Origin of the sequence: Mycolicibacterium smegmatis (genome assembly GCF_001457595.1) — a bacterium.
Lineage (GTDB): Bacteria > Actinomycetota > Actinomycetes > Mycobacteriales > Mycobacteriaceae > Mycobacterium > Mycobacterium smegmatis.
The window spans coordinates 1786710-1805697 of record NZ_LN831039.1 but is presented as its reverse complement, the minus strand read 5'-3'; the positions used below and the strand labels follow the sequence as shown (position 1 = coordinate 1805697).

The window sequence follows — 18988 nt, the reverse complement described above, 5'->3', positions numbered from 1 at the left end:
GGGACTGCTCGCGGTGAGAAACCTAGCCGCCGTGGACGGCCAGACCGTGCGCGGCGGCGTACGCGAGCGCCTGTTCGATGTCGATCTTGGCGCCGCGCACCTTGGCCGTGGTCCAGAACGTGGGGTCGACGCGCGTACCGCGCAGATCGGCCTCCTCCAGGCGTGCGTCCTGCACGCGTGAGCCCGTCAGATCGGCCCGCCGCAGCACTGCCTTACGCAGATCCGCACCGACGAGCGAGACCTCACGCAACCGGCAGTCCGACAGGTCGACGGCACGCAGATCACAGCCGCCGAGCACCGCGAGCGTGAAGTCGCACTCGACGAATGTGACAGGGCGGATGCGGCATTCGGTGAACACCGACCCGAGCAGGCTGCAGTTGGTGAACGTGCTGTGCCAGATGGTGCTGCGGCGGAACGTGCAGTTGCGGAACGCCGATCCATGATGCTCGGACTCCGAGAGGTCGACGCCGCTGAAATCGCATTCGGTGAACACGACGCGTTCGGTGCGGATGCGGCTCAGATCCTCGTCGCGGAAGTCACGCCCGGCGAACTCTTCGTCCGCCCATACCGTTTCGTCGCCGTTTGCCCCTATACGCACAAGCCTCAGCCGGGCAGCGGGGTCAGGGTGCTCAGCGAGTACTCGGTGACCGCGATCAGCGCGGCCTTGGCCGAGTTGCGGTCGCGCGCATCGACGGTGATGACCGGGATGTGCTCGGGTAGCGCCAGGGCCTTGCGCACGGCGTGCGTGGGATGCTTTGGCGCACCGTCGAACTCGTTGACCGCGACGATGAACGGCAGTTTGCGCGCCTCGAAGAAGTCGACCGCGGCGAAGCTGTCCTGCAACCGGCGCACGTCGACGAGGATGATCGCGCCGATGGCGCCGCGCACCAGGTCGTCCCACATGAACCAGAACCTGCGCTGACCGGGAGTGCCGAACAGGTACAGCACCAGATCCTCGGCGAGGGTGATGCGGCCGAAGTCCATCGCGACCGTGGTGGTGCGTTTGTCGGGTGTTCCTTCTAGCGGGTCGATGCCCTCGGACACGTTGGTCACCAACGCCTCTGTCCGCAGCGGCATGATCTCCGAAACCGCGCCGACGAATGTCGTCTTGCCGGCGCCGAATCCCCCGGAGATCACGATCTTCGTCGAAGCGGCCGAGCGCTTTTCAGAGTGCTCGTAGGCCACGCAGGGTCCTTCCTATCAGTTCGCGGCGCTCGTCAAAGCTCGCCGAATCCTCGAGTGTCGTGTGCACCCGTAGATAACCCTGCTTCACCAAGTCCCCGATCAGCACTCTCGCCACGCCGAGAGGTAGGGACAAATGTGCTGCGATCTCCGCCACCGACGGGCTGCCGGTGCATAACTCTACGATCTGTCCGCGCACATCGCGCCCTGGCCACGTCGGCGCGTTGGGTGTGTCGAGAGTTTCCACGGGCGCTTCCAGCGGCAGGTTCACCGGAGGCGCCGTGCGGCCCGCCGTCAGCGTGTACGGCCGTACCAGGTTCGGCTCGTCGGTGCGCTCGAGTTCGTCCACGGCATCGGTTCTCGGATCAAGACGGTTGGGGCGCGCGGCGCGACGACTGCACGACGGCGCCGACGCGTTCGACGAGGATCGCCATCTCGTAGCCGATCTGGCCGATGTCGCACGAGCGGCCGGCCAGCGTCGCGAGGTTGGATCCGTCGCCCACGCGCATCAGCAGCAGGTAGCCGTTCTCCATCTCGACCACCGATTGCAGCACGTAGCCGCCGTCGAACAGTTGCGCGGCGCCGGTCGCGAGGCTCGCCAGGCCGGAGGCCACCGCGGCGAGCTGGTCGGCGCGTTCGACCGGCATGTTCTCACTGGCAGCCATCAGCAGGCCGTCGGCCGACACCAGCACCGCATGGGACACCCCGGAAACCTCGCGGGCGAACTTGGACACCAGCCAGTCCAGGGAATCGCGCTGCGTCGGACGGGTCATTCGTTATCGGTTCCTCTGGTCTCACGGGCATGTGAGCGCCCGGCGTGCACGCCGCCGAAGTGGCTGCTGATGCTTGCGCGGACGGCCTCGGGATCGCGCGGCTTGAACGCCGCGAACATGCCGTTGTCAGCTTCGTTGGCAGATGCTACCGCCTCGGCACCGTTGTCGTTTCCGTGAATTTCGCCGTTGACGCCGCCGTTCAGATCGCTGTGGTGGTGGCCGTTGGCGCCGTTGGTGCGGCCCGCGGCCGCGGCCACGCCACCGGGCACCAGACGCGCGCCGGGCGTACGCATCGGCAGGCCTTCCTCGGTGTGCCGGTCCACGGGCGCGTCCTGCGCGGCGGCCGCCACCGACCAGCCCTTCTCCCACACCGTCTGCCAGTCGAGATCGGCGCTGCGCGCGTGGGTGGTCGGGTCGATCGCAAACTCCGAGACCATCGACTGGTAGATCGAGTCGCCGGGATCGCCCGCCGGTTCGCGCTGGTCGAGCTGGTCGTCGCTGCTGCCGAAGAACCCCGTGAAGCTGTCCGCGGTCCCGTTGGCGGCGCCGTTGGTGTGGGCTCCGTCGAGGTGGACACCGTTGACCTGGGCGCCGTTCTGCGTGCCGCCCGCGGCCTGTGCCCGCGACGCGAAGAACGACGACGTGTCGGTGGGCCTGCCGTTGGCCTGCGGCGCAACCTCCTCGGGCGCAGCGGCTTCCTGAGGGGCGGGCCACTGCTGCGGCCACTCGCCCTGGGCGTCCCCGGACACCTCGGCAGCGGGTTCGGGCTCGGCGAACACCCCCGGCATCTCGGAGATGCCGGACGCGCCCGGGTTGCGCTGCGGCAGCAGGCCCGCCGCGAGGTCGTCGTCGTGCTCGGAGCCTGTGGTCACGAAGCGGGTGTCCAGCGACACCACGTTCGGATACCCGGTCGGATGGCCGGGTGCCGTGGCGGCGTCCTCGGGTTGCGCGTCGAACTGATCGAACGCGGGCGCACCTGCCGTGCCGGCCTCGGTGACGAGCAGCTGAGCCGGGACGTACACCCCGGCCGTGGTGCCGGAGCCGGGTTCGTCGGGGATGGTGCTGCGCAGCCGGACCACCAGACCGTGCTGGTCGGCCAGCCGCCCCACTACGAACAGACCCATGTGGCGCGCGGTGTACGGGTTGACCTCGCCACCGGACTTCAGACGGATGTTGGCGACCCGCAGGTCCGACTCGGTCATGCCGAGACCCACGTCGGCCACCTCGATGACCAGCGCACCGTTGCCGGCGAACACCGCCGAGACCCGCACCTGTGAGGTCGGCGGCGAGTACCGGAGCGCGTTGTCGAGCAGTTCGGCGAGCAGGTGGATCAGGTCACCGGCCGCCGAGCCGACGACGTCGGCGTCGGCCACGTCGGAGGTGACGACGCGCGTGTAGTCCTCGACCTCGGAGGCCGCGGCGTTGATGACCGTCGCGACCGCGACGGGCTCGCTCTTCTCGCGGGTGACCTTCGCACCCGAGAGCACCAGCAGGTTGGCGCCGTTGCGGCGCATACGGGCCGCGAGGTGGTCGAGCCGGAACAGGCTGTTGAGCCGCTGCGGGTCGTCCTCGTTGCGTTCGAGTTCGTCGATGAGCGAAAGCTGCTGGTCCACCAGCGACCGGCTGCGCCGCGACAGCGTCTCGAACATGTCGGCCACCTGCAGCTGCAGCTGCGCCTGCTCACCGGCGAGGAACACGGCCTGCTCGTGCAGTTCGTCGACGGCGTGCGCGACCTGGCCGACCTCCTCCGAGGTGTACACGGGCAGCGGGGTGATCGGCCCGGGCTCGCCACCCGCGCGGACCCGTTCGATCTCCTTCGCCAGATCCTCGTGGGCGACCTTGAGCGCGCCGTCGCGCAGGGTCCGCAGCGGACGCACGAGCGAGCGGGCCACCAGCAACACGACCACCAGCGCGCTGATCACCGCGAGCGCCACGAGCACGGAATCGCGGATGGCGTCGTTGCGCGCGTCGGCGGCCTCGGCCTCGACCGCGGCCGGGATCGCCGAGGTGTTGTCGGTGATGATCTGCTCGGCGATCTTGCGGGTGTTCTCAAGCGACTCCAGCAGGACCGGGTTGCCCACCAACGGGATTCCGGGGTTGGCCATGATGGCCATGCGCTTGACCATCTCGTCGCGCAGCGTCGTCGCGTCGTCGGACGCGCTGCCCAGCACCTTGGTGAGCGCGGCGACGGTGGACGGCTCGGTGCCCGCCATCGTGATCATCGACTTGCGCAGCACCGGTTCGGGTTCCTCGGCGCCGCGGTTGACCATCATCTCCTGGATGGTCATCTGGCCACGGGCGCCGATGGCCCGCCCGAGCGCTTCTGCCTCGGTCTGCACCCTCTGATCGGCACTGTGCGTCGACCCGGTGACCGCGGCCTCGGCGGTCAGCAGCAGCGGCGCGTAATCCAGGATGCGCTGGCGCAACCCGACCGTGTTGGCCATCGAGGCGTCGACGAGGGTCTGCCCCTTGTCGAGCATCGTGCCCACCGCCTCGCGGACGTCGCCGAGAACATCGGTGGAATCCACCCGCTGCTGCAATTCGGATTTGCGCGAATCGAATGTGGCCAATGCGGCCTGTCCGTCCCCGGCCCCGCTACTGGCGACCAGAACACCTTCCAATGCCGCCATGTAGTTGTTGATGTCGGGGATCAGTTCGGCACGGTCGGCGGCCAGTCGCAGATCCGCCGCCTCGGTGACGGACGCGTAAATGCGCAATCCGCCGAATGTCGCGGCGAGGATCAACGGAACGAGGACGATCGCGAGAACTTTCCGGCTCACGGGCCAGTTCGCCGGCGACCAGCGGGACGGCCGCTTCACCGGAGGTGATGAGGACGGCGCGAAATCGACGAGCGTCCCGTCTGCCTGTTTCAGCTGTGTGAAGGCGGTCATCGGCGCCCAACCGTGCCATCGGCGGCGGGGCCGCAGTTCAGTACTAGGGCGAGAGTCATAGGGCTTCCTGCTGTTTCCGCCCACGCTGGGACGGGCGTCAAACGCCTGGCAATTGCACGAGTATGACAGCCACGCGCGAGCGTTTCCACAATTCTTACTGAACAGACAGAGTTCGTGACCGAGCCGTAGCGCAGTTGTGTGGTAATTGAGCAAAGCGCTCATTGATCGCTGCGGCGAAATGTGGTTGGCCGTGCGTATGGCGGCCGTACGATCGTCGCGATGTTCAGGGTGATGTTCTTCTCGCCGCGGATCGCGCCGAATACCGGTAACGCGATCCGGATGGTCGCGGCGACGGGATGCGAATTGCATCTCGTGCATCCGCTGGGATTCGATCTGTCCGAACCCAAGCTGCGCCGTGCCGGTCTGGACTATCACGACCTGGCGTCGGTCACGGTGCACGACGATCTGCCGTCGGCGTGGCAGGCCCTCATGCCGGCACGCGTCTACGCGTTCACCGCGCACGCGTCCACGCCGTTCACCGACATCGCCTATCGGCCGGGCGACGTATTGATGTTCGGGCCGGAACCCACCGGGCTCGACGAGCAGACGCTGGCCGACCCGCACATCACCGAGCAGATCCGCATTCCCATGCTGGCGGGACGGCGGTCGCTGAACCTGTCCAACGCGGCCGCCGTCGCCGCCTATGAGGCCTGGCGCCAGCACGGCTTCCCCGGCGCGGTGTGACGCCGCCGGGCGTCAGCTCACCAGGTGTCCCAGTGCGCGAACTGCTCGGCGGGCAGTCGCTTGGCCTTCTTGAAATCGGTGCCGATGGTGTAGGCGATCGGGAACAGCCCCGCCTGCGAGTACTTGTCGAACGGGATGCCGACCACCTCGGCGGCCTGCTTCTCCCCCTCGCCCAGCAGGTGCAGCGTGGTCCACGCCGAGCCCAGGCCACGCGACCGCAGCGCGAGCATGAAGCTCCACACCGCGGGCAGCAGAGATCCCCAGAACGATGCGCTCAGGCCGGCGGGGGCACCGTCGGGACGGCCCTCCAGGCATGGGATCAACAGCACCGGCGCCTTCTCGAAGTTGTCGGTGAGGTGACGCGCCGAGTCCCTGACCTTGGGCTGCTGCTGGTCGCGGATGTCGCCGCGCTCGGCGGCCTCCTGCTCAAGATACGGGATCGCGTTGGACCGGTAGATGTCGGCCAGCGCCTTCTTCTTTGCCTCATCCTCGACGAAAACCCATTGCCACCCTTGGGCATTGGATCCGGTCGGAGCCTGTAGCGCGAGGTCGAGGCATTCCAGGATCACCTCGCGCGACACCGGCTTCTCGAAGTCGAGCCGTTTGCGCACCGAGCGCGTTGTGGTGAGGAGCTCGTCGACAGAAAGATTCAGCGTCATGCCGCGAGACTACCCGCGGCCCCGCGTCCCCCCGGCGGGTCGCGTCAGCCCGCGTTCTCGGTGAGTTCGCCGTCCCCGCCCTCGTGCTGGCTGTCGTGCTGCGCAAAGTCGATCACCGACGCGCCCTCGGCGCTGTCGTCACCGCCGGCGTGACGGCCCTCGTGCTCACCGTGATCGGCACCCGGCAACCCGCCCAGCGCCGCAATCGTTTCCCGGATCCTGGCCGCCTCGTCGTCGGTGGGCGTTGCGCCCGCCTCGAGCTCGTCGAGCAGCCCAGGCCGCAGTCCCGCGCCGTTGGCGACCTCCTCCGCCGACAGCTTCGCGGCCACGCGCGTGACGTAGATCTGCTGGCCGAGGCTGGATCCCGGCGCCGCGGCCGCATGCGCCATGAGGGAGTCGTAGCGCTGCCGGACACCGCTGAGCGCGGCGGCCACCGCGGGCGACGGACGCTGCGCGGATGCGGCCTCGGTCAGCGCCGAGCGCAATTTCCGCAGGCCCGACAACACGATGTCGGCACGCTTGTGGAATTTCTTGTCCTCGGGGAACGGCAACGCGTCGATCGCCGCCGAGTACATGTGCATCGCCGCCTCGGACAGGTCGACGATGATCGATGAGTCAGCTTCCGACGAGGCGTTCTTGGCCATGGGTCCCCAATTCTCCAGGCGGTCAGATCCGTTGGCGCGGCGAGACGCGAGTCATCCAGCGCGTCGTGCGCACAACACGGCATGACCCTAGCGGTTCGCCTCCGTCCCGTCAGCGCTCGGGTCCCGCGGAGGGCGACCGGTGGTGCCGCACCCTGGGTGTCGCCATAATCTGAACGCGGCAGGGGCGCACGCGTGGTCGATGGGAGTTCAGCATGACCGAACTGAGGGAGTCGACCAGATCTGAATCAGCAAGAGCCACCGGAATTTCAGACGACGACGCGGTGGCGCGCACCGCGCCGATCCCGGTGACCGCAACAGATGCGAGGCCCGACCGCAAAGGCGGATCCTTCGACGCCAGAACGGGTATCGGCTGGCTGGTCTGCGGTGTCGCGGGAACTCTTACCATCGCGTGGTACATCCTTGCGGCGCCGGGCGAACTCGGAAGCAAAGCCGAATGGTTCTTCGGCGCGGTCGTGTTCGTCGCGGTCGCGGTGACCATGTGGCAAACCGTCACCTTCGCGCGGCAGGCCCAGCACGATGCCGCTGACGCGGCCGAAAAACTGCGGGCCGAACTCGCGGCCGCCGACCAGCGCGCCGCACTCGAACTGGCATCGGCGAAGAAGCGGCACCGCACCGAACTTGAGGCGCAACAGAAGTTGCACGCCTCCGAGATGGCCGCACAACGCGAGATCGCACGCATCGAGCGCAGGCATCTCGCCGACCAGTTGCAGAAGCAGGCGATGATCGAGGTGTCCCGCAGCGTCGCCACCCACACCCGGATGCTCGCGTCGCTGTGGAGCGAGGGCGCCCGGTGCATGGCGCTCGAGGACCGCGCGGAGCGCGAGAAGGCGATGAACGCGATCTTCGAACAGATCGGCCACGTCGTCACCGAGGTGTCCGTCGAGATCGACAACGCGCACCTGCTCTGCCAGGACGACCGGTTGCACGAGGCGCTTGACCGCGTGAACGACGCTGTGCTGATGGCGATCCGGATCGCCGAGGAACTGCACGACGATGTGCTGGAAGGGCGCACCCCGCAGGAGGATGCGGTGCGCGAGGCGCAGCGCAGGCTCACCGAACGGGCCGGCGAGGCGCGCCGCCTGGCGTGGTCACTGCTGCGGACCGGACTCGAACGAACCGGGTCGGATTCACCGGAAGTCGCGGGAGCGTGAACCGACGCGCAGGTTCACCGCGTCCATCCGGTCGGCCACGACGGTGACCGCACCGGTGGCGTTCTGCACGATGCCACGCACGATCAGCGCGGGCGCGGTCTGGGCGACCTTGCGGTAACGCGACCACACCCCCGGCGCGCACAGCACGTTGACCATGCCCTTCTCGTCCTCGAGGTTGATGAACGTCACGCCCTGCGCGGTGGCGGGGCGCTGCCGGTGAGTCACCGCACCTGCCACCAGGATCCGGGTTCCGTCGGCGACGTCCAGCAGCCTGTCGGTGGGGACGACGCCGAGGCTGTCGAGGTGCTTTCGCAGGTATTCGGTGGGATAGCTGTCCGGTGAGATCCCGGTGGCCCACACGTCGGCCGCCGACAGTTCCAGCGCGCTCATCCCCGGCAGCGGCGGGATGTGTGTGGACGAACCCACTCCCGGCAACCGGTCGGGCCGCTGTGTCGCGGCCGCACCCGCGGCCCACAGCCCTTCGCGCCGGGTGATCCCGAAACATCCGAGTGCACCCGCGGTGGCCAGCGCCTCGGTCTGCGGCACGGTCAGCTGCACACGGCTGGTGAGATCGAGCAGAGAGGTGAACTGCCCGTTGGCTTCCCGTTCGTCGACGATGCGCTGCGCCAGATCGTCGCCGATGTGGCGGACACTGCCGAGGCCCAACCGCACGTCCAGGCCCCGGTTCTCCAGACCGGCGTGGGCCAGGCTGGCATTCACGTCGGGGCCGTGCACCGTCACGCCGTGGCGACGCGCATCGGCCACCAGGGACTGCGGCGAGTAGAAGCCCATGGGTTGCGCGCGCAGCAGTGCTGCGCAGAACGCCGCGGGATGGTGCAGCTTGAACCACGACGAGTAGAACACCAGCGAGGCGAAGCTCAGCGAATGACTTTCCGGGAAACCGAAATTGGCGAACGCCTCCAGTTTCTCGTAGATCCGGTCGGCCACCACGCCGGTGATGCCGTGACGTTCGCGCATCCCGTCGTAGAACCTGCTGCGCAGTCGCCGCATCTTCGCGGTCGAGCGTTTGGACCCCATTGCCCGGCGCAACTGGTCGGCCTCGGCCGCACTGAAACCCGCGCAGTCGACCGCGAGTTGCATGAGTTGCTCCTGGAACAGCGGCACACCCAGTGTCTTCTTCAGCGCGGGTTCCATCGACGGGTGGTCGTAGGTGACGGGTTCCTGACCGTTGCGCCGCTTGATGTACGGGTGCACCGAACCGCCCTGGATGGGCCCGGGCCGAATCAGGGCGACCTCGACCACCAGGTCGTAGAACTCGCGAGGCTTCAACCTGGGCAGGGTGGCCATCTGCGCGCGGGACTCCACCTGGAACACCCCCACCGAATCGGCACGCTGCAGCATCTCGTAGACCGCCGGTTCGGACAGGTCCAGTGTGGCGAGGTCGACCTCGATGCCCTTGTGCTCGGCGACCAGGTCGATGGCGTAGTGCAACGCCGAGAGCATGCCGAGGCCCAGCATGTCGAACTTGACCAGACCGATTGCCGCGCAGTCGTCCTTGTCCCACTGCAGCACGCTGCGGTTCTCCATGCGGGCCCACTCCACGGGGCACACGTCGGCGATGGGGCGGTCGCAGATGACCATGCCGCCGGAGTGGATCCCCATGTGGCGCGGCAGGTTCGCGATCTGGTTGGCCAGTTCGATCACCTGCTCGGGGATCTCGGCGACATCCGGCGAATCGGGTCTGCCGTCCCACCGGCTGAGGTGCTTGCTCCAGGCGTCCTGCTGTCCCTGCGAGAATCCCAGCGCGCGCGCCATGTCACGGATCGCGCTGCGGCCGCGGTAGGTGATGACGTTGGCGACCTGGGCCGCGTAGTCGCGGCCGTAGCGCTCGTAGACGTACTGGATGACGTTCTCGCGCAGGTCGGATTCGATGTCGATGTCGATGTCGGGTGGGCCGTCGCGTGCAGGCGACAGGAAGCGCTCGAACAGCAGATCGTTGGCGATCGGGTCGACGTTGGTGACGCCAAGCGCGTAGCAGACCGCCGAGTTGGCGGCCGATCCCCTGCCCTGGCACAGGATGTTGTTGTCACGACAGAACTGCGTGATGTCGTGCACCACCAGGAAATAGCCGGGGAACCTCAACTGCTCGATGATCCTCAGCTCGTGCTCGATCTGCGCGTACGCCTTGGGCGCACGTTCCGGCGGGCCGTACCGCCGTGCCGCACCCGCCATCGCCAGATGACGCAGCCAGCTGTCCTCGGTGTGCCCGTCGGGCACGTCGAACGGCGGCAGCTGCGGTGCGATGAGCGCGAGCCCGAACGCGCACTGCTCACCGAGATCAGCTGCCGCGGCGACGAACTCGGGATCGAACAGGCGCGCCATCTCCTCCCCCGAGCGCAGATGCACCCCGCCCAGCGGCGCCAGCCATCCCGCCGCGGTGTCGATCGAGTTCCTCGCGCGGATCGCGGCCATGGCCATCGCGAGCCGTCCCCGCGACGGTGTCGCGAAGTGCGCCGCGGTGGTGGCCACCACCCCCAGACCGAAACGGGGCGCCAACTCGGCCAGCGCGGCGTTGCGTTCGTCGTCGCAGGGATGCCCGTGGTGGGTGAGTTCGATGCTGACCCGGTCCGCCCCGAACCGGTCCACCAGATCCGCGAGCGCGGCGGCCGCGGCGTCGGGACCGCCATCCGACAATGCCTGGCGGACATGGCCTTTGCGGCATCCGGTGAGGATGTGCCAGTGCCCGCCCGCGGCCTCGGTCAGCTGGTCGAAGTCGTAGCGGGGCCTGCCCTTCTCACCGCCGGCCAGGTGCGCCTTGGCGATCTCCCGCGACAGCCGCCGGTACCCCTCGGGCCCGCGCGCCAGCACCAGCAGGTGTGGGCCGGGCGGATCGGGGTCTTCCGTGCGCGCGACGTTGCTCAGCGACAGTTCGGCGCCGAACACCGTGGCCACGTCGAGTTCCCTGGCGGCCTCGGCGAACCGCACCACGCCGTAGAGACCGTCGTGGTCGGTCAGCGCGATGGCGCGCAGGTTCAGGCGGGCCGCCTCCTCCACGAGTTCCTCGGGGGTGCTGGCACCGTCGAGGAAGCTGTACGCCGAGTGTGCGTGCAGTTCGGCGTACGGGAGCGCGGAAGCGGGCATCCTGGCCTGGTCCGGCGGCTCGTAGGCGCCGCGCTTGCGTGACCAGGCGGGACTGTCCCCGCCGTCACCCGGGGATTCCAGGGGCAGGCCGGAGCGGCGCGGCTTGCTCGTGAGCACGCGCTCCATCTCCGACCAGCTCGGCGGCCCGTTGTGCCAGCCCACCCCGCCAGTCTATCGAACACGTGTTCGAAAGACCAGTCAGCCCGGGACGTCCATCTGCTGGGTGCCCAGCACCGCGAGCAACCGCATGGCCTCCTCCGACGGCGACCCGGGTTCGGCGGTGTAGATCACCAGGCACTGATCCCGGTCGGCGATGTCGAGCGCATCGCAGTTGACCGACACCGGACCGACGGCCGGGTGCACGAACGTCTTGCACAGCACCGGGCGGTCGACGATGTCGTGCGATTCCCACAGCCGCACGAATTCCTCGCTGCCCGCGAGCAGTTCGTCGACGAGTTCCTGGGTCTCCGGGTCGTCGGGGTACCTGGCCACCGCGGCCCGCAGATGCTTGGCGCTGGTCCGGGCGAACTCCTCGACGTCGGAGACCCCGTACAGCCGCCGCCCGCCCGGCCCGTCGGGCCCGAGGAACGCCCGCCGGATCAGGTTGCGGTCGCGGCGGCTCAGCGCCGAGAAGTCCTCCATCAACGCGCACGCCAGATCGTTCCAGGCCAGCACCTCGTTGGTCGCAGAGACCACGATCGCGGCCGCATGCGACAACCGTTGCAGCAGGTCGAGGATGCTCTGACGGACCACCCGCGGCGGCCCCACGGGCCGTTGCGGCACGACACCGGCCAGTTGGTACAGGTGGGCCCGCTCGGCATCGGGCAACCGCAGCGCGCGGGACAGCCCCTCGAGCACTTCGCGGGACGGGTGCGGCGCGCGGGCCTGCTCCAGGCGCGTGTAGTACTCGGTCGAGATGAACGCCAGGTGCGCGACCTCGTCGCGCCTCAGTCCGGGGGTGCGTCTGCGCGTACCGACCGGCAGCCCCACCTCGGCAGGGCTGATGCGTTCCCGGCGGCTCCGCAGGAACGCGCCGAGTTCTCGCTTGTCCACGTCACCATTCTGCGTGCGTCCGGCCGGCGCCGCGGGTGCCCAGACAGGTACAGCGGGTACCTGGATACGTCCGGCCACCGCCCGCAGGCTCGGGTCATGACACAAACCACCACCGCTTCCGCGACCACGACGGGCCTGCTCGAAGGCAAGATCGCGTTCATCACGGGCGCCGGACGCGGCATCGGCGCCGCGGCCGCACGGCTGTTCGCCGCAGAGGGCGCATCCGTGATGCTGGCGGCCCGTACCGAAGCCCAGCTCGAAGAGGTCACCGAACAGATCCGCGCCGACGGCGGCACCGCCGAGTACGTGGTGTGCGACCAGGCCGATCCGGACACTGTGCGCGCTGCGGTGAACCGCACCGTCGAGGTGTGGGGACGCCTGGATGTCGCGTTCAACAACGGTGCGACGATCCAGCCGCCGGGCCCCCTCGACGGACTGCCCGAGGCGGATCTGGACCGCATCTACGACGTCAACTTCAAGGGCGTGTGGCTCGCGCTGGCCGCCGAGATCGCCGCGATCCGCGCCACCTCGAAGACGGGCGCCATCGTGAACACGTCGAGCATCGGCAGCCTGCAGGGCAACCCCGAGTTGCCGGCCTACGGCGCGATGAAGCGCGCCCTCAACAGCCTCACCGAATCCGCGGCGGTGACCTACGGCCCTGAGGGCATCCGCGTCAACACCATCGCGCCGGGCACCACGCTCACCGAGATGATCGACGAGTGGGACGCCGCGAGCCCCGGCACCATCGACCGGCTCGTCTCCATCGCGCCGCTGGGGCGCGCGGCCGCGCCCGCCGAGATCGCGGAGGCCGCGGCGTGGCTGCTCAGTGACCGCGCGTCGTACGTCACCGGGGTGACGCTGCGGGTCGACGGCGGCACCGGGGTGTAGGGACCACTGGTGCGGGTGTGATCACAGGGCACATTCATGATCACCTCGTGCTGCCGATCACGTACCGGCCCCCTACGATGCCACTGGGCTGGGGATCGGTGGTGAAAGGACGGCAATGGGCTCTCACAGGGCGGCAACGAAGGCGGCCTCGACGAAGTACGCCGGTTATGTCGGTGGTGCCGCGGTTGCGCTGGGCGTCGGAGCGGCGATCGCCGTGGCCGGTCAGGGCACCGCGCACGCAGACACCGACAGCGGTTCGGCCAAGACGTCGAGCAAGGAGTCGAGCAAGGAGTCGAGCACAGCCGGTTCCGTTTCGCGCGGGTCCTCCGGCGTCAACGCGGGGCCCAAGGCCGATACCAAGACCGGTTCGAAGACGGCAGGCAAGACCGAGCGGCCCAGGACGCTGTCCAAGGTCAGCGCGGGTGTGCAGAAGGCCGCCGACAAGGCAGGCAAGGACATCAAGAAGGCCGTCGACACCGCTGCCGCCCGTGCCGAGAAGGCCGCCGCGCGCACCGAGAAGGTCGGCGCTCACGTCAGCGGTCAGATCAACAGCCAGATCAACAAAGCCGCGGCCACGGTGTCGAAGTCGGTCACCGACTCACTCAAGCCCGTCACCGGGACGGTCAAGCCGGTCGCCAAGGACGCCCTCAAGGACTTCGAGGCCGAGCAGATCGCGCGGCTCAAGCAGGTCTTCACCCCGAAAGAGGCTGCGGCACCCAATCCCAAGCCCGAGGGCGACAGCGCCCTGGAGAAGACGACGCCGACGGCGCGCGCCACCGCCGACACCCAGGTTGGCGCCCAGGCCGACGCGCCGGCGGACCCGCCGTGGAGCCCCAACCCGCTGCGGCCTGATGACCCGGATCCCACCGACTTCCCGGACGCGATCATGGATCTGCGCGACGCCCTGCTGGGCGCGTCGCCGGAGTTCCTCGATCCCCTGGTCCGTGAGGCGACCGAGCAGATCTACCGGGGCAGCCAGATCGTGCCGTGGGTCAACGCGGTGATCCCGATCAGCAAGATCCTGCCGAACCTGGCGCCCGCCCTCGGCGATGACGACGCCGCGCGAGATGCCCGCCAGCTCATCATCACCGAGCTGATCAAGACGACGCCGCCTGGATCGGCCCTGTACTACGGCTACGACATCATCGCCGACCTGATCAACCTCGAAACACCCGCGGCCGAGCTCAAGTACGGCGCCGTGGCCACGGTGTGGAACATCCTCGATCCGCTGCAGCTGGTGCACAACAAGGACAAGGCGGTCGGGATCGGCTCGGCCGCGGGATGAGTCCCGTGCGTGACGTGGTGGCGCCCGTGAGAGCGGTTCGGCGCCACCACGTCACGAGTGCGGTCAGCGGTGGTCGGTGGTGAACGCCAGTTCGCGGCCGGCTTCGATGTCGCCGCTCAGCGCGGCCACCTTGGCCTGGGCGTACTCGTAGGAGTCCGATCCGAGCAGCTGATGCAGCGGGCCCTGCCCCGCGACGGCGATGTCGATGATCGCCTCGGCGCCCTTCACCGGGTCACCGAGCTGGCTGCCCTGCAGCGCGAGGTGGTTCTGCGTCATCTCGTGGATGCCCGGGTAGGCGTCGCTGGTGGCCTCGGGCAGCGCCAGGGAGTCGGTGGTCAAAAAGCTCGTGCGGAAGTAGCCGGGCTCGACAATGCTGACGTTGACACCGAATTCGGCCATCTCGCCCGCGAGGGCCTCGCTCATCCCGTTGAGCGCGAACTTGCCCGCGCAGTACAGACCCCAGCCCGGCATCGCGGTCAGCCCGAGGATCGACGACACGTTGACGATGTGGCCGCTGCGGGCTGCGCGCAGGTGAGGAATGGCCGCGCGCAACACATTCCACGTACCGATGACCTGGACGTCCAACATCTGGCGGATGTCGGCGTCGGTGGTGTCCTCGACCGATGCGAGGAATCCGTAACCGGCGTTGTTGACCACGACGTCGAGGTGCCCGAACCGCTCGACCGTGGCGGTGACGGCCTTGTGCACCGCCGACGGGTCGGCGAGGTCGACCTCGATGGGCAGCAGCGATCCGGTGTCGACGCCTTCTAAGCCGGCGTGCAGCCGCTCGGTCGAACGCGTGGTGGCCGCGACGTTGTCGCCGCGTGCGAGCAGTTGCCGCACGAGCTCGAGGCCGAGGCCCTTCGACGTGCCGGTGACGAACCAGGTGGCGGGGCGGGTGGTGGGATATGACATGACTTCTCCTGTTCGGCTTGTCTGTGCCTGTCGGCTGACATCGAGTCTCGGTCGTCGTAAGGCCGAAAAGTGGCCCATAACCTGGCCTGATCAACCGAGGCCGCGGCAACCTAGGACTCAAAGACCCAGGTACCGAGCGCGCCGGGGTGCCACACTCGTGGTGATGTCCGATACCAACCGCGACCTCGCGGATTTCCTGAAACGCGCCCGCGCGGCCGTCGATCCGGCACGCGCGGGGTTGCCCGCCGACAGCAGGGTGCGACGGGTTCCCGGGTTGCGCCGCGAGGAGGTCGCGCTGCTCGCCGGGGTGTCGACGGACTACTACACGCGGCTTGAGCAGGGACGGCGCATCACCCCGTCGCGCAGTGTGCTCGACGCGATCGCGCGGGCGCTGGATCTCGACGACACCGGCCGCGCGCACCTCGAACATCTCGTCGGCGCCCCACCGCGCGGCCGCAAACCACCGACCGCGGCGCAGCGGGTTCGGCCCGGCCTGTACCAGCTGCTCGAATCCCTCACCGGCACACCCGCGATGATCCTCGGACGCCACAGCGACGTGCTGGGGATCAACCGGCTCGGCGCGGCACTGATCGCCGACTTCGACCGCATGCGTCCGCGTGAACGCAGTTACGCCCGATGGATGTTCCTCTCCCCTGATGCGCGAAAGTTGTTCGCCGACTGGGACGTCCAGGCGCGTTCCGTCGTCGAGAACCTGCGCCTGGAACTCGGTGCGCACCCGGGTGACCCGGTCACCACGGCGCTGGTCGACGAGCTGTCCGCGGCCAGCACGGATTTCGGCGACTGGTGGGCCCAGCACCGCGTGTACCAGCGCACGCACGGGTCCAAGCACCTGCGTCACCCGGTGGTCGGCGAGCTCACCGTCGACTACGAGACCTTCACCATGCCGGGCGATCCCGACCAGACGATGTTCACCTACACCACCGAGGCCGGCACGGCTTCACGCGAGGCGATGAACCTGCTGATCAGCTGGACGATGTCGTCCGCAACCCAACCGACGGAATCGTCGGAACCGGCCTGACTCAGCCCGGTATCACAGGTGTGTTGCGGGACAACGTCTCTCCCCGGAAGAACTCGGGGCTGCGCGTACGCATCACGAGCATCAGCACCGCACCCAGCAGCAGGATGCCGAAACCGATGTAGAACACCAGGCCGATACCGCCGAGCTCGGCGCCGCTGCCGTTCTCCGGGTCCATGCTCTCCTTGAGCGAGAACCCGAACACCGCGGCCAGCACCAGGCCGCCGATGAGCGGGAACAGGAACTTGAACACGATGTTGTGCGCATCGGTGAACAGCTCGCGCCGGAAGTACCAGATACACGCGAACGCGGTGATGCCGTAGTACCAGCAGATCATGATGCCCAGCGCCGCGATGGTGTCCAGCAGCGCGTACTCCGACAGCAGGCTCACCACGGTGTAGAACACGCCCGTCACGATGCCTGCGATCAGCGTGCTGAACGACGGTACGAGGAACCGGGGATGCACGTGGGAGAACCGCTTCGGGAATGCCCCGTAGGCGCCCATCGCGAGCATCGCGCGTGCCGCGGGCAGGAACGTCGTCTGCAGGCTCGCGACCGAGGAGGCGAGCACGGCCAGGAACAGCAGCGGCCCGCCCCACGAACCCAGCACCGGGTCGGCAAGGGCGCCGAAGACGTTCTCGGAGTTCTCCGGATTACCCAGCCCCAGGCCGGTCTCGCCGACCCCGGCGTACATCATCACCGCGACCGCGACCAGCAGGTAGGTCAGCAGGATCGTGGTCACGCACAGCAGACCGGCGCGCCCGGGCACCTTGGTGGGGTCCTTCGATTCCTCCCCGAGGGTCAGGCACGTGTCCCAGCCCCAGAACGCGAAGATCGAACCGGTGACGCCGATGACGAACGCGCCGAACGCCAGGTTGGTGAACGGGTTGAACCAGTCGAGGTCGAAGGCCAGGCCCTCCGGCGCGTTGCCCGCCCCCACATGGATGACCGCGGTGATCGCGAATGCCAGCAGCACCGTCATCTGGAATCCCACCAGCACGTACTGCACGTGCTCGCTGGTGGTGATTCCGCGGCTGGAGACCCACGTCGCCAGGGCGATGAACACCAGCGTGGTGAGGATGTTGACCAGCTTGTTGTCGGCGAGATCGGCGATCTCCGGGGTGTTGAGGATCCGCGCGACGAACAGGTAGAAGAACTCGACGGCGATGGCGGCCAGGTTGGACAGCACGATGATGGTGGCGATCACCATGCCCCAGCCGCACATCCACCCGACGTACGGTCCGAACGCCTTGGTGGACCACGTGAACGACGCGCCGCAGTCGGGTGCGCGGGAGTTGAGTTCGCGGTAGGCGTATGCCGTGAGGAACATCGGGATGAACCCGGCGATGAAGATCGCGGGCATCTTGAGTCCGACAGCAGCGACGATCAGGCCGATGCTCGCGGTGAGGGTGTATCCCGGTGCGACGGAGGAAATTCCCAGGATGGCACCGGAGAACGTCCCGACCTTGCCCGCGGCCAGTCCCTTGCCCCGCAGGCCCGCGGACTGCTCGACGATTTCGAGTGCGTGGTGGGGGTCGGACTCCGGGTCTGACTGCGGATCGGACCGGGTCATGACCGGTCCTCACCGTCTTCCAGGTCATCGCGCGGCACCACCACCATCGGAACGTCCAGCACCCGAAGCATCTTCGCCGCGGTGTTGCCCAAGAAGATCCGCTTGGGTGCGCTCAGCCGGCTGGACCCAACCATGATGACGTCCCCGTCGTGCCAATCGAGCTGGCTCACGGCGTTCTCCACCGACGTTCCGCTCACGATCGTCGAGGTCACCGGAAATCCCTCGGGCAGTTCGGCTTTCGCGGCATCTAGGGTCTTCTGCGCGTGTTCGTGCGCGCGCCGTCGCACGGCGTCGTCGTCGGAGCGCAGGTGCCCGAACGCCGGGTCGAGCGCGACCAGCGACACAAGCCGCAGCGGGGTGCCCGCGGCCTTGCTGGCCGCCACCGCCGTCGCGAGCAGGCGGTCGGCGCCCTGTCGCTGGCCGATGGCGCACGTGACCTCGCGGACCTTCTTGATCGCCGACTCGCGGGTGCCCCGCGGCGCCACCGCGACGGGCAGCGGCGACGAGTGCAGCAACTCGCTGACCACCGAGCCCAGCGAGAAGGAGCCCACCAGGCCACCGCCGGACCCGCCGACGACGATCGCCACCGCATCGTGCTTCTGCGCCAGTCCGATCAGGCCGTCGGTGAAGGATTCGGCGAACGTGACATGACCGTGTGCCACAACGTCATCAGGCACCCGCTTGAGCGCGTCGTCGAGCCATTCCTGCGCCTGCCCGGCGAGCACCTCTTCGTAGCCGCCTTTGGGCATGCCGGGCGCCCTGGTATCCGGCGGCAGCACGATGCAGATCTCGAGCTCGGCGCCGAGCGTTCTCGCGAATCGGATTCCGAGAGCCAACGCGTCCGCGCCACCCGGGGTGGCGAGGTATCCAACGACCAGCTTCATCCGTCACCCACCAATCCCGCACGATGTCCGCGCGACCGTAGTGAATCGATCCTGTCAACCCGCGGGCACCTGTCGCGGTGATTTCGGTGAAATCGCGCCGAAGAGTCAGCGGCGCTCCGAGGCCGGTCGCCTGCCGGTGCACCTGCCCGGTTGACGTCCTGGTTGACGTTTGCTCGATATCGGGCCA

17 protein-coding genes are annotated in these 18988 nt (G+C 68.3%); 5 read left to right on the top strand and 12 right to left on the bottom strand.

From position 1 onward, the window contains the following. Positions 1-22: 22 nt before the first annotated feature. From AT701_RS08455 to AT701_RS08435, 5 genes are read right to left on the bottom strand one after another with little or no spacing between them, the layout of a single operon-like run. Positions 23-598, bottom strand: a complete 576-nt coding sequence (locus tag AT701_RS08455) for a pentapeptide repeat-containing protein (RefSeq protein WP_003893048.1) — start codon at positions 596-598, stop codon at positions 23-25. Positions 599-603: 5 nt separating this feature from the next. Then, complete coding sequence (locus tag AT701_RS08450; protein ID WP_003893047.1) at positions 604-1185, bottom strand: GTP-binding protein; 582 nt, start codon at positions 1183-1185, stop codon at positions 604-606. Continuing rightward, the gene (locus AT701_RS08445) at positions 1166-1531 is read right to left on the bottom strand and encodes a DUF742 domain-containing protein (RefSeq protein WP_003893046.1); all 366 of its coding nucleotides are present in this window, start codon (positions 1529-1531) and stop codon (positions 1166-1168) included. Before AT701_RS08445 ends, AT701_RS08450 begins: the two co-directional genes overlap by 20 nt. A 16-nt stretch (positions 1532-1547) precedes the next feature. Continuing rightward, a complete protein-coding gene (locus AT701_RS08440; RefSeq protein ID WP_003893045.1) occupies positions 1548-1955 on the bottom strand; it encodes a roadblock/LC7 domain-containing protein in 408 nt (135 codons plus the stop codon). Next, the gene (locus AT701_RS08435) at positions 1952-4846 is read right to left on the bottom strand and encodes a HAMP domain-containing sensor histidine kinase (RefSeq protein WP_058125651.1); all 2895 of its coding nucleotides are present in this window, start codon (positions 4844-4846) and stop codon (positions 1952-1954) included. The genes AT701_RS08440 and AT701_RS08435 overlap by 4 nt, the downstream gene beginning before the upstream one ends. Positions 4847-5125: 279 nt before the next feature. Here AT701_RS08435 and AT701_RS08430 point away from each other — a divergent pair, with 279 nt between their 5' ends. Then, the gene (locus AT701_RS08430) at positions 5126-5590 is read left to right on the top strand and encodes a tRNA (cytidine(34)-2'-O)-methyltransferase (protein WP_036452856.1); all 465 of its coding nucleotides are present in this window, start codon (positions 5126-5128) and stop codon (positions 5588-5590) included. A gap of 17 nt (positions 5591-5607) precedes the next feature. Here AT701_RS08430 and AT701_RS08425 read toward each other — a convergent pair whose 3' ends face one another. Both AT701_RS08425 and AT701_RS08420 read right to left on the bottom strand, forming a co-directional pair. Further along, complete coding sequence (locus AT701_RS08425; protein ID WP_011727791.1) at positions 5608-6249, bottom strand: nitroreductase family protein; 642 nt, start codon at positions 6247-6249, stop codon at positions 5608-5610. A gap of 44 nt (positions 6250-6293) precedes the next feature. Continuing rightward, positions 6294-6893: a forkhead-associated protein gene (locus AT701_RS08420; protein WP_003893041.1), complete on the bottom strand. Its 600-nt coding sequence runs from the start codon at positions 6891-6893 to the stop codon at positions 6294-6296. A 212-nt stretch (positions 6894-7105) separates the two neighbouring features. Here AT701_RS08420 and AT701_RS08415 point away from each other — a divergent pair, with 212 nt between their 5' ends. Further along, positions 7106-8065 carry a hypothetical protein gene (locus AT701_RS08415; protein ID WP_029104607.1) on the top strand — a complete coding sequence of 320 codons (960 nt, stop codon included), beginning with the start codon at positions 7106-7108 and terminating at the stop codon, positions 8063-8065. Here AT701_RS08415 and AT701_RS08410 read toward each other — a convergent pair. Together AT701_RS08410 and AT701_RS08405 are read right to left on the bottom strand one after the other, a co-directional pair. Then, complete coding sequence (locus AT701_RS08410; RefSeq protein WP_011727789.1) at positions 8042-11329, bottom strand: error-prone DNA polymerase; 3288 nt, start codon at positions 11327-11329, stop codon at positions 8042-8044. The two genes, AT701_RS08415 and AT701_RS08410, sit on opposite strands and share 24 nt — an antisense overlap. Positions 11330-11365: 36 nt before the next feature. Beyond that, entirely contained in the window at positions 11366-12220 is an 855-nt protein-coding gene (locus tag AT701_RS08405; RefSeq protein WP_011727788.1) for a helix-turn-helix transcriptional regulator, read from the bottom strand. Between the two features lie 96 nt (positions 12221-12316). On the opposite strand from AT701_RS08405, the gene AT701_RS08400 reads away from it, so the two are divergent. Both AT701_RS08400 and AT701_RS08395 read left to right on the top strand, forming a co-directional pair. Next, the gene (locus AT701_RS08400; protein WP_011727787.1) at positions 12317-13108 is read left to right on the top strand and encodes an SDR family NAD(P)-dependent oxidoreductase; all 792 of its coding nucleotides are present in this window, start codon (positions 12317-12319) and stop codon (positions 13106-13108) included. A 115-nt stretch (positions 13109-13223) separates the two neighbouring features. Beyond that, complete coding sequence (locus AT701_RS08395; protein WP_058125650.1) at positions 13224-14393, top strand: hypothetical protein; 1170 nt, start codon at positions 13224-13226, stop codon at positions 14391-14393. A 63-nt stretch (positions 14394-14456) separates the two neighbouring features. Here AT701_RS08395 and AT701_RS08390 read toward each other — a convergent pair whose 3' ends face one another. Then, entirely contained in the window at positions 14457-15308 is an 852-nt protein-coding gene (locus AT701_RS08390; protein WP_011727784.1) for an SDR family NAD(P)-dependent oxidoreductase, read from the bottom strand. A 163-nt stretch (positions 15309-15471) separates the two neighbouring features. On the opposite strand from AT701_RS08390, the gene AT701_RS08385 reads away from it, so the two are divergent. Next, on the top strand, positions 15472-16347 hold the full coding sequence (locus AT701_RS08385; RefSeq protein ID WP_014877141.1) for a helix-turn-helix transcriptional regulator: 876 nt from the start codon (positions 15472-15474) through the stop codon (positions 16345-16347). A gap of 1 nt (position 16348) precedes the next feature. On the opposite strand, the gene AT701_RS08380 is transcribed toward AT701_RS08385, so the two are convergent. Together AT701_RS08380 and AT701_RS08375 are read right to left on the bottom strand one after the other, a co-directional pair. Next, a complete protein-coding gene (locus AT701_RS08380) occupies positions 16349-17917 on the bottom strand; it encodes an APC family permease (protein ID WP_011727782.1) in 1569 nt (522 codons plus the stop codon). Next, the gene (locus AT701_RS08375; RefSeq protein ID WP_011727781.1) at positions 17914-18801 is read right to left on the bottom strand and encodes a universal stress protein; all 888 of its coding nucleotides are present in this window, start codon (positions 18799-18801) and stop codon (positions 17914-17916) included. The genes AT701_RS08380 and AT701_RS08375 overlap by 4 nt, the downstream gene beginning before the upstream one ends. Positions 18802-18988: the final 187 nt, after the last annotated feature.

Bases quoted from the DNA above. Each gene is read 5' to 3' on its own strand.
- AT701_RS08415 (WP_029104607.1), top strand. From the start codon at position 7,106: ATGACCGAACTGAGGGAGTCGACCAGATCTGAATCAGCAAGAGCCACC.
- AT701_RS08395 (WP_058125650.1), top strand. From the start codon at position 13,224: ATGGGCTCTCACAGGGCGGCAACGAAGGCGGCCTCGACGAAGTACGCC.
- AT701_RS08380 (WP_011727782.1), bottom strand. From the start codon at position 17,917: ATGACCCGGTCCGATCCGCAGTCAGACCCGGAGTCCGACCCCCACCAC.
- AT701_RS08435 (WP_058125651.1), bottom strand. From the start codon at position 4,846: ATGACCGCCTTCACACAGCTGAAACAGGCAGACGGGACGCTCGTCGAT.
- AT701_RS08430 (WP_036452856.1), top strand. From the start codon at position 5,126: ATGTTCAGGGTGATGTTCTTCTCGCCGCGGATCGCGCCGAATACCGGT.
- AT701_RS08440 (WP_003893045.1), bottom strand. From the start codon at position 1,955: ATGACCCGTCCGACGCAGCGCGATTCCCTGGACTGGCTGGTGTCCAAG.
- AT701_RS08385 (WP_014877141.1), top strand. From the start codon at position 15,472: ATGTCCGATACCAACCGCGACCTCGCGGATTTCCTGAAACGCGCCCGC.
- AT701_RS08375 (WP_011727781.1), bottom strand. From the start codon at position 18,801: ATGAAGCTGGTCGTTGGATACCTCGCCACCCCGGGTGGCGCGGACGCG.
- AT701_RS08390 (WP_011727784.1), bottom strand. From the start codon at position 15,308: ATGTCATATCCCACCACCCGCCCCGCCACCTGGTTCGTCACCGGCACG.
- AT701_RS08425 (WP_011727791.1), bottom strand. From the start codon at position 6,249: ATGACGCTGAATCTTTCTGTCGACGAGCTCCTCACCACAACGCGCTCG.
- AT701_RS08420 (WP_003893041.1), bottom strand. From the start codon at position 6,893: ATGGCCAAGAACGCCTCGTCGGAAGCTGACTCATCGATCATCGTCGAC.
- AT701_RS08400 (WP_011727787.1), top strand. From the start codon at position 12,317: ATGACACAAACCACCACCGCTTCCGCGACCACGACGGGCCTGCTCGAA.